Source organism: Neobacillus camarae (genome assembly GCF_054950115.1).
On the sequence record NZ_JBUCKX010000001.1, the window covers coordinates 277,923 to 293,769 of the forward strand.

Here is a 15,847-nt window from a genome sequence, read left to right on the forward strand (position 1 = left end):
GTTGTTCGGTGACGGCCTTGTTCAATTTTATCTGAATATTCTATTTTATTGTCGTATTTCCCCGGAAATTTGTCGATTCCATCTATTATTCTCCACTGTATTCATCCAAAAACGGTTTATTAACAAAGTAATACATAAAGGCCATGAGGAAACTTCCTCCCAATAAATTTCCAAGGGTAACCGGTATTAAATTATGAATGATTCCGCCCCATGAAATGGTGCCCGGATGATCAAGTACTAAGGCGATAGAGAAAGTGCACATATTGGCAATGCTATGTTCATACCCGGAAATGAAAAAGCAAAACACGAACAACATCATGGAAAACATTTTGGCGCCATCTCCTTTAAGTGCCATTGGCAGGAAGAACGCCATACATACAAGCCAATTACACAATATGGCCCTAAAAAACAGTTCAAAAGCAGAGGCTTCCAGCTTATGCTCAACCACTGCCAGAAGAAAGGCATTAACAGAAGACTCCCGAAATAAGCCAGTGGCGAAAATAATGAAAGCAAACACGCACGCACCTAAAATATTCCCAACATAACTGCTGGCCCACAGTTTAAAGACCTCACTCCATGCCAGTTTTTTTCGAAATGCGGCATACGTGTAATAGAACGTGTTTCCTGTAAACAAATCGCCGCCGCCATAGGCTATCAAGATAATGGCTGCGCCAAAAGTAATCGCCGCCATCGGATAAGCAGATGGAGAATGGACTGAATAATAGAAATTTCCGGTCTTAAAGGCAACAATGACGCCAAATCCAATAAACATACTGGCCAGCATGGCCCTCAAAATATATCTTAATAGGCTCTGTCTGAAAATTTTAACCTTCTTTAACGCCAGCTTTTCAACTTCGCTTAACGGCTGCATCTCCATACGTTTTACCTCCATTCACTACCTCTTATTTTTATCAATAAGAATCTGGATATGTATGGAAGACGGAATTTCTTAGGAAACTCTTTTTTGAGTGGTTCTGTTAAACGATATTGTAACTTTTTTAACACTCTGTTGATTGGAGCAGGTAAGCTGGACTCCTGCGGGAGTACGGGGCTCGGGAGACCCCGCAGGCGCTTCCAGTGCCGAGGAGGCTCCCCCGGCACTGGAAGCGGGTTCGCTGAGCGCCTGGAGCGGAAATCTAAAGCTATATTTAAAAGAGCCTTTTGAATATAAAATAAGTATGGCGCATATGGTTTTATTATAGTTTGGAAGAGTTAATGCTATACTATCCATCGTGTGAAAAAATACTAAGGAGTTCATATATGATAACAAAGAAAAAGATTACCCCCACATTTGACCCTTGGGAAGCCTATCTGGATATAAAAGAATACGGAAAATTGCAGCTTACCAATATCGAATTCACCACTACCACTTTATGCAACATGCGTTGTGAGCACTGTGCAGTGGGCTATATGCTTCAGCCCAAGGACCCAAGTGCCCTTCCGCTGGAATTGCTGCTCAGAAGGCTGGATGAAATCCCAAACCTTCGGGCATTAAGTATCACTGGCGGGGAACCAATGCTCTCCAAATCATCCGTAAAAAACTATGTTTCTCCCTTATTAAAGTACGCATATGACCGTGGTGTTCGTACCCAGCTTAATTCCAATTTAACACTGGAATTGGACCGATATGAAACCATTATCCCCTATTTAGATGTCCTACATATCTCCCACAATTGGGGAACTGTTGATGACTTTGTCGAGGGTGGGTTTGCCCGAATGGACCGAAAGCCTGATTACATGCAACGGGCCCGCTATTTTGAAAGAATCATAGAGAATAGCCAGAGCCTATCGAAAGCAGGTGTCATGGTATCGGCAGAAACCATGCTGAACAAACGGACATTGCCTCATTTGGAAAAAATCCATCGGCAAATTGTGGAGGAAATGCATTGCAGCCGCCATGAAGTGCATCCAATGTATCCTAGTGATTTTGCTAGTAATCTTGAATCACTATCATTAGATGAAATAAGAGGTGCCATTCATCACCTGCTAGATATTCGCGATGAAAGTGTATGGATGTTATTTGGGACGTTGCCGTTTTATGCTTGCAGCGACAATCCAGAGGACTTAAAACTGTTGGAGAGATTATATAACAGTAAAAACGTTTCAATACGTAACGATCCAGATGGCAGGTCGCGCCTCAATGTTAATATTTTTTCAGGGGATATTATCGTGACAGATTTTGGGGACATCCTTACATTGGGAAACATCCAAACCACCGCGCTTTTGGATGCTTATGATCGATGGCAAAGCTCAAGGACAGCAAAAGAACTAAGCTGCCATTGTCCAGCAGCGGCCTGCTTGGGACCTAATATATTGGTGAAAAATAATTATTTTCCTAAAGTGGATTTTACCAGCCGAATGGCAAAAATTTCAAAATAAAAATTGGATTCAAAGTCAACACGCCAACCAAAAAAAGAAGCGGGCGAATAACGATAGGTTGTCCGCCCGCTTCTGCTTCATTCATATAAGTCTATCCGCCTGTCTTGGAAGATAGGGATGGTGCTTCGAACTCGTTCTACCTCATTCAAATCTATATCTGTATAGAAAATTCCTTCCTCAGAATTGCCGCTTAACAAAAGATCTCCCCATGGCGCAACCACCATAGACTGGCCATTAAATTGATTATTAGGATCACTGCCAACACGGTTTACAGCGACAACATAACATTGATTTTCTATCGCACGTGCCTGCAGCAGCAGCTGCCAATGGTCGACTCGAGGCTGTGGCCACTCGGCAGGAATAAACATGATTTTGGCCCCGCCCAGAATGTGTGTACGGAACCATTCCGGAAAGCGTAAATCATAGCAAATTAACCCTCCACATGGAATGTTGTCTAAAGCAAATAGATTTTTGTGCTGTCCTTCGTTCATGAATAAATGTTCGTCCATCAGTTTAAATAAATGGGCTTTATCGTATTCGGCCACGATAATACCAGAGCGGTCAGCCGCATACATGGTATTGTAAAATCCATCGGCTTTCTGGGTTGAAACAGAACCGCCGACGATATTCACATTTAATGTTTTAGACAGATGAGACAATAATTTTTTTGTTTCTGCTCCGTTCACGTCGGCAAGTCGGTCAAGCTGGTCTAAAGCATAGCCGGTATTCCACATCTCCGGAAATACCACAACGTCCGCCCCGGCTTTTACCGCTTTTTTTGTATATTCTTCAACGGCTATAAAGTTTTTCTCGGGCTCCGCGAAAGCAATATTCATTTGCACGCAAGCTATTTTCACTCTTCCCCACCTCTAGACTTTTTTAATTAAAGATTATAGAATTTTTACTAATATCGCAATAAAATTCGAAAAAGGTGGAGTATATGGAATATTCGGAACGATTAAAAAAACTGCCAACGCAATTTTTTGCCTCTTTAGTCAATAAAGTCAATCAAGCGATTAGTGAAGGTCGGGATATCATTAATTTAGGGCAGGGAAATCCAGATCAACCGACTCCCGACCATATCGTCAAAGCATTGCAGCAGTCGGCTGAAAACCCGCAGAACCACAGATATTCACTGTTCCGAGGGATGCCTGAGTTAAAAAAAGCAGCTGCAGAATTTTATGATCAGCAATATGGGGTTAAAATTGACCCAATGACGGAGGTAGCCATTCTATTTGGTGCTAAAGCTGGCCTTGTGGAACTTCCGATATGCTTGCTAAATGAAGGAGAACTGATGCTGCTGCCGGACCCTGGCTACCCAGATTACTTATCTGGTGCAGTGTTAGCGAGTGTTCAATACGAGACATTTCCACTTAAAGCTGAAAATCACTTTTTGCCAGATTACGAGGCTATTCCTAAGGAGCACTTACAGTCAGCTAAATTGATGTATTTAAACTATCCTAACAATCCGACCGGTGCCACTGCTGATAAGGATTTTTTTGAACAAACAGTCCAATTTGCCAAAAAACATCAGATTACCATTTTGCACGATTTTGCCTATGGAGCGATCGGATTTGATGGTAAAAAGCCGGTCAGTTTTCTTGAGGCAGAAGGGGCCAAAGAAATTGGTGTGGAAATGTATACGCTGTCGAAAACCTACAATATGGCGGGCTGGCGTGTAGGCTTTGCCATTGGAAACTCAGGTGTTATCGAGGCGATCAATCTAATACAGGATCACCTATACTGTAGTCTATTTCCTGCGGTCCAAGAGGCGGCGATTGCTGCACTAAAGGGGGACCAGCGCTGTGTTACGGAATTAGCTGCCCGCTATGAATCCCGAAGGAATACCTTAATAAAGGCTTGCCGGGAAATCGGGTGGAACTTGGAAAGTCCAACTGGATCCTTTTTTGCTTGGCTGCCTGTACCAAACGGTTTTACTAGTGAATCCTTTGCTGATTATTTGCTCGAAAAAGCAGATGTTGCGGTTGCTGCAGGGAATGGTTTTGGAGAACACGGGGAGGGCTACATTAGAATAGGGTTACTTGTGGATGAAGACCGACTCCAGGAAGCAGTCAATCGAATTGCCAAGCTGAATCTGTTTGATTAAGCCAAAGTTCTATTGAAAATTATTGAGAAAATCTTCGGAGGTTAATGAAATGAAAATATTAGTAGTTGGTGCTGGTGCGGTGGGAGGATATTTTGGGGGACGTTTGCAGGAAAATGGAGCGGACGTCACGTTTTTAGTTAGAGAGAGGAGAAAGCAACAACTAGAGAAAACAGGGCTTGTGATTGAAAGCGTTCATGGAAACGTGACATTGTCACCCAAGACTATCCTTTCAGGTGACCAGGCAGGGCCTTTTGATCTCATCATTCTATCCACAAAAGCCTATCATCTAAATGGGGCAATTGAAAGTTTCCAAGACTATGTGGGTCCTAATACAACAGTTTTACCGCTGTTGAACGGAATTTCCCACTTTGAAAAATTAAAATCGGAATTCGGCAGCAAAAAAGTAATCGGCGGATTATGCTTTATTGAAACCACATTAGACTATGAGGGAAAAGTCATTCAAACGAGTCCTAAACATGATTTAGTATTTGGGGAACTGTCTGGAGAAAGTTCTGAAAGAATGAAGCAAATAGAAGGTGCCTTTCATGGGTCCAATATTGGTTACCGATTAAGTGACGACATTAATCGGGATCTTTGGAATAAGTATTTGTTTATCGCAGCCATGTCAGGGATTACGACCCTAATGAGAGCGTCGATTGGTCCGATTCGGGAGCAGCAAAGCGGACAAGCCTCCATTAGAACACTATTAACAGAAATTATAGCGGTCATGAACCATCTGGGTGCTGCATTTTCTGGCAACGTATTAACACTTCAGAGAAATCAAATTGACTCCTTAGAATACTCAATGAAATCATCGATGCAGCGGGATATAGAGAAACATTCCCAGGTGGAAGCCGACCACTTACATGGTTACCTGCTAGAAGCTGCTAAGAAGGCAGACATGCCGGTTCCTGTATTAGATGCGGTGTATGCTAATTTGAAAATTTATGAAAGTTCGCTGAATCAATAAAAAGGCCCGTTTTCGGGCCTTTTTACTTGGTAATTAAGAAGTATGCTGTTTAATAAGTTTGGGATGGCGGTGCATGGAAATGAGCAAGATGAAGCCGCTTAATATCAACAGGGCACTTGTACTGAGAAAAACCGCCGAGAACCCGAAGGAACCGGAAATGAATCCCCCGAGCATAGGTCCGACAATATTCCCCAAGAATCTTAAGCTGGTGTTATACCCAAGAACTTCCCCCTGCATGGCAATAGGGGCCTCCTGACGAATGTAAGCAATTCGAACCGGAATAATACCGCCAATGGCAATCCCTAGAGCGAATCGAATAATAATTAGCTGCCAGATATTTGTTACGGCTGCTCCGGGTAAATAGATGATTCCTGCCAAAAAGAGCAATATCACAAGTATTTTGATATGGCCATGCTTATCGCCAAATTTTCCCCAATTGCGTGACATCATTAAGTTGCCAAGACCTGCCGCAGAAAAAGCCAATCCAGAGTAAAAGGCAATATTGGTTTCTCCGTGGAGTTCGCCGACAAACAAGGATAAAATCGGCTGAATGCTAAAGTGAGCTACTTGGACGAGGGAGGAAATCAATAAAACTGTTAATAAAACCGGATTATTGGTAATATACCTCAGCACTTCCTTGCTGGAATAATGGGATTTTGTCCCTTTTTTAGGCTCTAGACGAAATTCCTTCGCCATGATTACCAGTAAAGCCGAGATAAGGATGGAGGCGGCAGTCCATTTAAAAGTGATAGAATATCCCAAGCTATCTGCAAGTGCACCGCCAATGAGCGGGCCTAATAAGGAACCTGTTATACTTCCGGTTTGTAATGTGCCAAGTACTCTGCCGGCAATTTCTTTAGGGGTTTGGGTCGATATAAATGCTTGGGACATGGGAATAAATCCTGAGAAGAATCCCATGAAAAAGCGAAGGATAAAAAGCTGCATGACGGAATGGGCAAAACTGATCAGAAAAATAGATAATCCCATTCCGAGCCCGGAAAAGATCAGGATTTTTTTTCTTCCGTAATGATCGCCGATACGACCCCAAATGGGGGAAAAAAGAAAGGCTGAAACAAACGTGATGCCAAAAGTTAATCCAGACCAATGCTGAACATATTTTTCTGAGAAGTTCCCAAATGTTTCGATATAGAGGGAGATAAACGGCATAACCATGGTCATACTGCCGGAAACAAAGAAGTTGGCAAACCACATAATCACTAAATTTCGGGTGGCACGATCATTTTGATTCACAATAATAATGAACACTTCTTTCTACTATATTTCGTTTTACTAAATATTATAATACCGAAAATTCAAATAAATTCAATTATTTTCCAAAATAAGTTTTTCATATTGTATGGATATTTACTTTTAATAAGTGGAAATATCCAAAAAAGTTATAGGAGACAATATAGTAAAAATCATTTTTAAAATGGCAGCCTGAAATGGAGGGGAATATTAAATGGAATATTGTGAAGTATTTCTAAAAAGCAAAAACTGGATAGATATGGATCTGGATTCAAGGTACATCAACGTCAATCATCCGTATGCGATATTGATTTCCGAAGACGAAGGGCAAATAACGTTAAGGGGAAATACGGGGTTTGATAACGGACAAAACGGGGAGGAGATTTTCACATTCACTTCGTTACCTGAGCTTCAGGAATGGTTTGAAAACAATATTGGGGAATAAGAAAAAATGACGGGAAGATTAACCCGTCTTTTTATTTGCTCAAAATATAGAAAAAATATCCAGTTTTATATTGACACCGTTTATATTATCAATGATAATATGAACATAAATAATATTGAGGTGGATCATATGAACATACAAGATGTCATACTAGGATTTTTATACGAAGAGCCGATGAGTGGTTACGACATAAAGCAGATGATGGAGAATTCTGTGTCCTATTTTTTTGAGGCATCATTTGGTGCCATTTATCCGGCCTTAAGAAAGATGGAAAAAGAGGGTTTGGTTGAGAAGCAGGTTATCCAGCAGGAGGGCAAACCAAACAAGAATTTATATGCCATAACGGAGACTGGAAAGGAGCAGTTTCAAAATTACTTGGAGAGCCCGATTAATCCAACTGTCACAAGATCGGATATCCTGATTCGTATTTTTTTCGGAAGGTTTACAACCCAAGAACAGATTATGGAATGGCTCCTGCAGGAACGTGATAAAAATCAAGCGATGTATGAAAACTTAACCAGAATTGATGAACTGTGCGGTTCCGATATGGAGCATCATAAACGATTTACTTTGCTGTTTGGCATCCGTCAAGCGGAGATGATTATCGGAATGATTGATGAAGAACTAAAAAAATTAGAAACAAAAGGGGAGTAATTATATGAGGGGGACCGGAGGAATGAAGGTAGTACTGTTAATGTGTGTCGGGATATTTGTTTGTATGCTTGATTCGACGATCATGAATATTACGCTGCCGGCAATACAGGACAGTCTCCATACCTCACTGGAAACAAGTTCATGGATGCTGAATGTTTATACGATGACGATTGCGGTATTAGCCATACCAATGGCCAGGTTTGGAGAAATGTTTGGCAGGAACAAGTTTTATATGATCGGCCTATTAGTGTTTGGAGGAGGTTCGGCTTTGTGTGGGCTGGCGGACAGCGGGGAATTTCTGATCATAGCCCGATTTGTCCAAAGTTTAGGGGCGGCCATCCTCATTCCGTGCAGTATGGTCATTGGCATTGATGCCATGCCAATCGAGAAACGGGTACTGCCGTTAACGTTACTAGGTGCCACACAAGGGTTGGCTACTGCTCTAGGGCCAACAGTCGGAGGATTTATAACAGAGAAGCTGAGCTGGCATTGGGTTTTTTACGTCAATGTACCAATCTGTTTAGCAGCCGTTGCAGCGGCATTCTTCATTCTTACCCTGAAGAACGAAAACCGGGTGAAATCGGCAATTGATTGGTTTGGGCTTGTCTTTTCCGTTTCAGCGATCTTTTCCTTAAATCTTGTTCTGATTAAAGGAAATACATGGGGATGGGACAGCACCGCAGCTGTTATTTGTTATATGATTACCGTCATTTCCGTCGGATTGTTCATTATTTATGAGAAAAAGGCAAAGGCGCCTATGGTGAATTTAGCTCTGTTCAAAGATCGATTATTCACTGGTTCGGTTGTCATTGTTACGGCAGGCTTTATTTTCCTGATTGGTGTTATGGTTCTGCTCCCACAGTTCTTAACTAGCTTCCAGCATAAATCGGAGCTTGAAGCGGCACTTCTCGTTACACCGGTATCAGCGGCCATCTTTGTTTTCTCCAACGTTGCCGGTTTGTTAAGCAGAAAAATTGGCTACACCATACCTGTTCTATTAGGCTTTGCCATTATGGGCACCGCATACTATTTACTTCATCGTTTAAATCTCCACAGTACAACGTCGGAAATTATTCTTCTTTGCAGCCTACTTGGATTAGGATTCAGCTTTATCATTTCATCCGCTACCATCGCCAGTACTTCTTCCTTTGAAGGGGAAATGCTTACGGCTTCCCAAAGTGTTTTTTCTATGCTCAGGCAAGTGGGAGTGGTATTAGCTGTTGCCATTTATGTGGCGGGATTAACCAACAATATTCATGATAAAAAAACAGAAGTTGTTCAATATGCCATGAAGGAGTTAAACCAACTGGATTTGCCTGAATCTGCAAAAAAGGAAATCTTTATCGAAACCAAAAAGATGATCAATGAAGAAACCGCATCAAGGAAAGAGACGCCTAAAATCATAAGTGAAAGAGAACGCCGGCAAATCGTTGACGAGAATATCCAAAAGGCATTGGCTGCAGTACCTGAAAACCAAAGGTCCAGTGTGAAAGAAAAGATTTCACAGCAAATAGAAAAACAAGTGGACCAGGAAATGAGTAAACAAGTAAATAGCATTACCGCCTATTCCAAAAAAGTAGAAAATTTTGCAGAGCAAAGGATTTCGACCAGTTTTGCAGAAACTTATAAATCAAGTATTCCTTTTGTCTTTTTCTGCTGCCTGACAGCTTTGGTCTTTAGGACGAAAAAACAATCCAAAGCACCTATAGTCCATACATCTGCAGTTGAATAAGAATAAAGGAGTCCAAGACAAATAAACAGGGTGATGGGCGGATGGATGTTTTAAAAGCAATCAATTTAGGTGTTAGGTTTTTGCTGGAAATTCTCGTTCTTGTTATTCTAGGATATTGGGGGTTTCATGTATCGCAAGGGACTGTCACGAAGCTGCTGCTTGGTATCGGAACCCCTGTATTGGCGGCCATAGTTTGGGGAATGTTCGGTGCCCCTAAGGCATCTTATTCTTTAAGCGGGTTTCCATTTCTTTTGTTGGAAATTGTCATATTCGGTTTACCTGTAGTCGCTTTGTACGTTATAGGAAAAGATACATGGGCATGGGTTTATGGAATAATTGCCCTGGTCAATCTTGTGTTAATGAAACTCTGGAACCAATGAAAAACAGCCTGACACCAAAAATGGTGTCAGGCTGTTTACTATTGAAATTAATGGAAGTTAATTCTACTTTGAGAATTGTCCAGCTCCACAATGAGGGCTTCGACAGCATAGGCATCGCACCAACAAAAAGCGTTAGCTTTTTTGAGGAGTCCCGTCGAGCGCTCAGGGCACCTACGCGTTTCTCTTTAGCAGCACCGTGAAACTTTCCCGCCTTTTGCATTGTAGCGCTCCTCCTGCGCTTCACAGAAAAATTGTTTCCGTGATTTAACAGGCTGTTCAGGATGGTGCGTTTTCATATGCTCCACATAGGTTTCATAACTCGGAACCCCGACCAGCAAACTGAGAAACTGTTTGCGGTAAGTGTTGAATTTTTTTAGCTGATTAAGCATATTTCTGCACATCTCCTTCCCCGCGCGGCACATATGGTGACTCTTGCAGCGGCAGCTTGTGGTTGGTGATAATCTTAAACCAAATCCTTAGAGAGGAAATAAGAACAATCAATACCACCAGCATGAAAATACCGCAAAGTGCTGCGTCCACATAGTCGTTGACGATCACCTGCTTCATTTGGGCAGCCGTAGTGGCCGGTGCCAACACCTTTCCGTCATCATAAGCTTCTTTAAATACTTTCGCATGCGATAAGAAGCCGACCTTTGTATTTGGATCAAATAACTTTTGCCAGCCGGCTGTCAAGGTGACAATCAATAGCCAAGTGGTTGGCAGCAATGTCACCCAAGTGTAGGCTTTTTTGCCCATCTTATACAAAACGGTCGTACCGAACAGGAGGGCAATACCGGCTAACATTTGGTTAGCTATACCGAACAGCGGCCAGAGCGTGTTAATGCCGCCTAGCGGGTCAATAACGCCTTGGTATAAAAAGTAACCCCAGAATAAAACACATAAAGCAGTGGCAATTAAATTTGGAACTAACGCCTCTGTCTTTTTAAATGGCTTATAAACGGTTCCAATCAAATCTTGAATCATGAACCGTCCAACGCGGGTACCTGCATCGATGGTGGTTAAGATGAACAGGGCCTCGAAAAGAATCGCAAAATGGTACCAAAACGCCATTAGCGCTTTGCCGCCAATGACATTGGAGAAAATCACTGCCATTCCGATGGCTAATGTCGGGGCACCGCCGGTTCTTGATAAAATCGTGGCTTCACCCACGTCTTTGGCCAAGGTGGACAAATCGTCCGGTGTGACCGTGAAACCCCAGCTTGAAATCGTGGTGGCGGCTTGGGCGACATCGGTTCCAATCAAGGCTCCCGGACTGTTAATGGCAAAATACACGCCTGGATGTAGTACGCATGCCGCAATCATTGCCATCACGGCAACAAAGGATTCCGTCAACATAGCCCCATAGCCAATTGGACGGGAATGGGTTTCGGTTTCAATCATTTTTGGAGTTGTTCCCGAAGAAACAAGGGCATGGAATCCGGATACAGAACCGCAAGCAATCGTAATAAATAAGAACGGGAAGAGGTTTCCGGCAAAAACAGGACCGGTACCGTCAATAAATTTAGTAACGCTTGGCATTTCCAAAGTCGGGGCAACCACGACGATTCCTATTGCCAAGGCTAGAATCGTACCGACCTTTAAAAACGTACTTAAGTAGTCACGAGGTGCCAACAACAGCCAGACAGGAAGCACGGAAGCCACAAAACCATAAATAATCATCATGATGGCAATGGCTTCACCTTTAAAGGTAAACATATTAGCCAACGTCGGATTCTCGGATACCGTTTGTCCAAAGAAGAGGGCTAAGAGTAATAACACGATCCCAATCAAAGAAGCTTCTCCAACCCGGCCTGGGCGGATAAACCGCATATAAATCCCCATTAAAATGGCAATTGGAATGGTTGCGGCAATTGTGAACATTCCCCATGGGCTGCCGACAAGCGCTTTTACAACAACCAATGCTAAAACAGCAAGTAAAATAATCATGATACCTAATATCCCAATCATGGAAACAATGCCTGTGAATTTACCCATCTCATCCTTGATCATTTCGCCAAGAGACTTTCCATTTCTGCGCATCGAGGCAAACAAGATAATAAAGTCTTGTACGGCACCGGCTAAAACAACTCCCACAACAATCCATAAGGTGCCCGGCAAGTAACCCATCTGTGCGGCAAGAATCGGACCGACTAAAGGACCGGCCCCGGCAATGGCCGCAAAATGGTGGCCAAACAGTACCCATTTATTAGTGGGCACATAATCTTTGCCATCATTATGTATTTCCCCTGGAGTTTTTCTTTTATCATCCAGCTGAAAAACTTTTTGGGCAATAAACTTGCTGTAGAAACGATAAGAAACCGCGTAAACACAAACAGCTGCCGTTAATAGCCAGATGGCATTGATACTCTCGCCGCGATTGAGGGCCATGACACCAAAACCGACGGCACCTAATGCTGAGATCAATCCCCAAATTAAGATAGATTTAAGCGCTTTCAAAACAGATCACACCTTTCCGAATAATTTGACAATACTATTATAATTTAAAGTTGGAAAAAATTATATAATACTTTTCTAATAATTTTGATATATCTGAAGGTTGGTTTTGAGCCCGATAATCATTGCACGGTTGCTTTATTTTGATTTAAACTAAGAGACAAATGCATCGACAATGGGTGAAGAAGATGAACGATCAAGCAACAAAGACATACGAAATTATGGAGGTATGCTTACTGGCCGGAAAAATCATGTTGCAAAGCGGCGGAGAAACCTATCGGGTGGAAGATACGATGATGCGGATTGCTGCCGCCCTGGGAGTGGAAAAAACCCACAGCTATGTGACGCCGACAGGAATCATTTTCTCGGCAGAAGGGGATGAGCCAACTAAAACCAAACTCATCCGAATCTCAGAACGCTCGACAGACTTAAAAAAAGTAGCATTGGTCAACAGTGTTTCCCGCCAAATCACGACCGGGGAGCTCAACTTAGAAGAGGCATTTCATCACTTAAAAGAAATTGAAAAGATGAATATCACCTTCCCGCTTTGGGTTCAAACGGCAGCCGCCTCATTAGCCAGCGGCTGTTTTATGATTATGTTTAAGGGCAGTTGGAATGATTTTATTCCGTCGATGATTTCGGGTGGCATGGGCTACCTTAGTTTTGTGAGATTTCATCGCTTTGTGCCCATTAAATTTTTCTCGGAGTTTTTGGCCGCATTCATTATTGGATTGCTCTCGCTGATCTTTGTAAGACTTGGCCTCGGAAAGGAACTGGATAAAATCATTATCGGCTCTGTTATGACCCTCGTTCCCGGACTGCTGGTCACCAATGCCATTAGGGATTTAATGGCGGGCCATTTGATTGCAGGGTTATCAAAAGGGGCAGAGGCTTTTTTGACGGCATTTGCCATTGGGGCAGGAATTGCTGTGGTCTTAACATTTTTGTAAAACAGGAGGCAGGGCAGATGGACATTTTAGCCCAGTTAATGACAAGTTTTATTGCTACGGGGGCTTTTGGAATCATCTTCAATGCACCGAAGGAGTCTTTAATAAAATGCGGTCTGATTGGGATGGGTGGCTGGCTTGTTTATTATATTCTGGAAGGGCGTATGGGGGATGCTGTTTTTGCCACACTCGCTGCCACGATTTTTATAGCTGTCATTAGTCAGGAAATGGCAAAGGTCTATAAAACGCCGGTTATTATCTTTAGTGTTGCCGGCGTAATCCCGTTGGTACCCGGCGGACTGGCTTATGATGCCATGAGGAAATTTGTTGAGAATGATTATAATGGTGCGCTTGGGCTGGCAGCCAAAACGCTATTGCTGGCAGGGGCCATTGCTTTTGGCCTTGTTTTTTCAGAGGTCATTAACCAAATCCTGCGTAAAATCACCAACCATGAACCCAAAAAAATCTGATAAAATGGGCGAAGGCAGGGGACCTAGAATCCTCTGCCTTCTTTTTTGCTCGCATTTAAGTTTGGTAACTTGAATGGCTGCAACAATCTTTAAGTGTATATATCATGTAAGTATTTCAAATTATTGTGTTTCAACAATTTTTGCCGCGGTTCAATTTTTCACCTGTAAGGTTTTATAAACCTAAACGACGTAAGCCCTACCTCTCTTACATCCTCACGGCTCCGAAGCCGTTCCAGTGTGAATAAGTCTTTCCGATAAAACATTAGTGAAAAGCCAGTATTAAAAATCTTACACATATTTATCTCTGTTCAAGTTACTTTCATATCAAGCACAATTACTAATAATACACCCTGTTGTAAATGATGTCAATACTATTTTTTATTTTGCTGCGTTGCAAATAATCGGAAGGATAGAAAGCAGGATTTTTTTATCGCTCAAGCCAATATGATTAAACAGGACAGATTTTAGATATTGGAGGAGTATTCAACATGGACGGATTTATTTATAAAAATTATGATGCTCTTGGTTTGGCGGAATTAATGAAAAAGAAACAAATCCTTCCTAAGGAAGTGTTGGATGAGGCGATAAAGACGATTGAACAGCATAATCCCCAATTAAATGCTGTCATTAATAAATTTTACGATAAAGCGAAAGCTGCGGCTGAAAACATGGATTTGACAGGAACGTTTGCCGGAGTGCCTATGTTGTTAAAAGATATCGTTCAAGAAATGGAAGGCGAAAAAATCACTTCAGGCTCAAAATCCCTGCAAAACTACCGGTCGAAAGGTGATTCACTATATGTAAACCTGGTGCGGAAGACGGGGGTTCTATTTGTTGGGCAAACGAATGTACCGGAATTTGCGCTAATGGGGATCACTGAACCGGAGTATTACGGTCCGACAAGAAACCCATGGAATTTGGCGCACACACCTGGGGGTTCGAGCGGAGGCTCGGCCGCTGCGGTTGCCAGCGGAATGGTACCTATTGCCGGTGCGAACGACGGGGGCGGTTCCATTAGGATCCCCGGTGCTTATTGCGGCCTTTTCGGCATGAAGCCGACAAGGGGCAGAACTCCGGTTGGGCCTTACTATGGCCGCCATTGGCAAGGTGCTTCTGTAGATCATATTCTGTCCAGAACGGCAAGAGACAGTGCAGCCATGCTCGATGAGATTCGCTTCTTTGAAAAGTCTGCCGCTTTTCAAGCGCCGCCCTTTCAAGGATCCTACCTGGAACAGTTGCAAACTCCACCCGTCAAAAGATTCGTTATCGCATTTTCCGTACAATCGCCAATGGGGACAGAGGTCCATCCCGAATGCAAACAGGCCGTGTATCAAACTGCCAAGCTGTTGGAGTCGCTGGGACACCACGTTGAGGAAAAAGATGCCCCAATTGACGGAAGCAAAATTGCCAAAAGTTATTTAACGATGTATTTCGGTGAGGTAGCTGCCGCTTTGACATCTTTAGAAGCAACACTTGGCCGAAAAGCTGTGATGAGTGATGTGGAAATAACCACTTGGATTTTAGGATTAGTGGGAAAAGCAACCTCTGCGGAGGAAGTGGTTTTAAGTATTCGGGAATGGGACCAAGCAGCACGGGCGATGGAGCATTTCCATGAAGCCTATGATTTTTACATGACACCGACAACTGCTTTCCCCCCGGCAGAAATTGGCGAGCTCTCACCGACCCGTTCGGAAAGAATGGCCATGCAAATTGCTGGCAGGCTCAGAGCAGGAGGCATCCTCAAGAAACTTGGGATAGTGGAACAGGTGGCGGAAAATAATTTGAAAAAAACACCGTTCACCCAGTTGGCGAATTTAACCGGACAGCCAGCCATGACGGTACCACTTCATCTCACAGAGGACCAGCTTCCTGTCGGTGTTCAATTTATGGCCGCTAGGGGAAGGGAAGACCTACTATATACGCTCGCCGGGCAGCTGGAGCAAACCGGTTCTTGGATTCCGGTCGAGAAGAATTCATTTTATAAGGATAAATCTTAATCGAAGAAGGCTTAACTGCCTTCTTTTTATTTTGCATCACAAATTAATTTAAGGAAAAATTAAA

At 42.9% G+C, this 15,847-nt stretch carries 15 protein-coding genes; 10 read left to right on the forward strand and 5 right to left on the reverse strand.

From position 1 onward, the window contains the following. Positions 1 to 85: 85 nt before the first annotated feature. Positions 86 to 877, reverse strand: a complete 792-nt coding sequence (locus tag ACY8D0_RS01295; protein ID WP_462409914.1) for a formate/nitrite transporter family protein — start codon at positions 875 to 877, stop codon at positions 86 to 88. Positions 878 to 1,260: 383 nt separating this feature from the next. Between ACY8D0_RS01295 and yfkAB the strand changes: the two genes are divergently transcribed. After that, the gene (yfkAB, locus tag ACY8D0_RS01300) at positions 1,261 to 2,379 is read left to right on the forward strand and encodes a radical SAM/CxCxxxxC motif protein YfkAB (RefSeq protein ID WP_462408711.1); all 1,119 of its coding nucleotides are present in this window, start codon (positions 1,261 to 1,263) and stop codon (positions 2,377 to 2,379) included. Positions 2,380 to 2,456: 77 nt separating this feature from the next. On the opposite strand, the gene ACY8D0_RS01305 is transcribed toward yfkAB, so the two are convergent. Continuing rightward, positions 2,457 to 3,236: a carbon-nitrogen family hydrolase gene (locus tag ACY8D0_RS01305; RefSeq protein WP_462408712.1), complete on the reverse strand. Its 780-nt coding sequence runs from the start codon at positions 3,234 to 3,236 to the stop codon at positions 2,457 to 2,459. 83 nt (positions 3,237 to 3,319) lie between these two features. Here ACY8D0_RS01305 and ACY8D0_RS01310 point away from each other — a divergent pair, with 83 nt between their 5' ends. Together ACY8D0_RS01310 and ACY8D0_RS01315 are read left to right on the forward strand one after the other, a co-directional pair. Next, positions 3,320 to 4,486, forward strand: a complete 1,167-nt coding sequence (locus ACY8D0_RS01310) for a pyridoxal phosphate-dependent aminotransferase (RefSeq protein WP_462408713.1) — start codon at positions 3,320 to 3,322, stop codon at positions 4,484 to 4,486. 49 nt (positions 4,487 to 4,535) lie between these two features. Then, positions 4,536 to 5,456, forward strand: coding sequence for a ketopantoate reductase family protein (locus tag ACY8D0_RS01315; RefSeq protein WP_462408714.1), 921 nt, complete (start codon positions 4,536 to 4,538; stop codon positions 5,454 to 5,456). A gap of 33 nt (positions 5,457 to 5,489) precedes the next feature. Here ACY8D0_RS01315 and ACY8D0_RS01320 read toward each other — a convergent pair whose 3' ends face one another. Continuing rightward, positions 5,490 to 6,668 (reverse strand): MFS transporter, encoded by a 1,179-nt coding sequence (locus tag ACY8D0_RS01320; protein WP_462409915.1) that lies wholly within the window; start codon positions 6,666 to 6,668, stop codon positions 5,490 to 5,492. Positions 6,669 to 6,918: 250 nt separating this feature from the next. On the opposite strand from ACY8D0_RS01320, the gene ACY8D0_RS01325 reads away from it, so the two are divergent. From ACY8D0_RS01325 to ACY8D0_RS01340, 4 genes are all read left to right on the forward strand, one after another. Continuing rightward, positions 6,919 to 7,149, forward strand: a complete 231-nt coding sequence (locus tag ACY8D0_RS01325; RefSeq protein WP_462408715.1) for a hypothetical protein — start codon at positions 6,919 to 6,921, stop codon at positions 7,147 to 7,149. A gap of 129 nt (positions 7,150 to 7,278) precedes the next feature. Then, positions 7,279 to 7,803 (forward strand): PadR family transcriptional regulator, encoded by a 525-nt coding sequence (locus ACY8D0_RS01330; RefSeq protein ID WP_462408716.1) that lies wholly within the window; start codon positions 7,279 to 7,281, stop codon positions 7,801 to 7,803. Positions 7,804 to 7,825: 22 nt separating this feature from the next. Beyond that, positions 7,826 to 9,535 carry an MFS transporter gene (locus ACY8D0_RS01335; RefSeq protein WP_462408717.1) on the forward strand — a complete coding sequence of 570 codons (1,710 nt, stop codon included), beginning with the start codon at positions 7,826 to 7,828 and terminating at the stop codon, positions 9,533 to 9,535. 41 nt (positions 9,536 to 9,576) lie between these two features. Continuing rightward, complete coding sequence (locus ACY8D0_RS01340) at positions 9,577 to 9,915, forward strand: YrdB family protein (protein ID WP_462408718.1); 339 nt, start codon at positions 9,577 to 9,579, stop codon at positions 9,913 to 9,915. A gap of 185 nt (positions 9,916 to 10,100) precedes the next feature. On the opposite strand, the gene ACY8D0_RS01345 is transcribed toward ACY8D0_RS01340, so the two are convergent. Continuing rightward, a complete protein-coding gene (locus ACY8D0_RS01345) occupies positions 10,101 to 10,304 on the reverse strand; it encodes a YbdD/YjiX family protein (RefSeq protein ID WP_462408719.1) in 204 nt (67 codons plus the stop codon). Next, a complete protein-coding gene (locus tag ACY8D0_RS01350; protein ID WP_462408720.1) occupies positions 10,297 to 12,372 on the reverse strand; it encodes a carbon starvation CstA family protein in 2,076 nt (691 codons plus the stop codon). The genes ACY8D0_RS01345 and ACY8D0_RS01350 overlap by 8 nt, the downstream gene beginning before the upstream one ends. Before the next feature lie 185 nt (positions 12,373 to 12,557). Here ACY8D0_RS01350 and ACY8D0_RS01355 point away from each other — a divergent pair, with 185 nt between their 5' ends. From ACY8D0_RS01355 to ACY8D0_RS01365, 3 genes are all read left to right on the forward strand, one after another. Continuing rightward, entirely contained in the window at positions 12,558 to 13,319 is a 762-nt protein-coding gene (locus tag ACY8D0_RS01355; RefSeq protein ID WP_462408721.1) for a threonine/serine exporter family protein, read from the forward strand. A 17-nt stretch (positions 13,320 to 13,336) separates the two neighbouring features. Continuing rightward, positions 13,337 to 13,786 (forward strand): threonine/serine exporter family protein, encoded by a 450-nt coding sequence (locus ACY8D0_RS01360; RefSeq protein WP_462408722.1) that lies wholly within the window; start codon positions 13,337 to 13,339, stop codon positions 13,784 to 13,786. Positions 13,787 to 14,274: 488 nt separating this feature from the next. Beyond that, complete coding sequence (locus tag ACY8D0_RS01365) at positions 14,275 to 15,783, forward strand: amidase family protein (RefSeq protein WP_462408723.1); 1,509 nt, start codon at positions 14,275 to 14,277, stop codon at positions 15,781 to 15,783. The last annotated feature ends 64 nt before the right edge of the window (positions 15,784 to 15,847 follow it).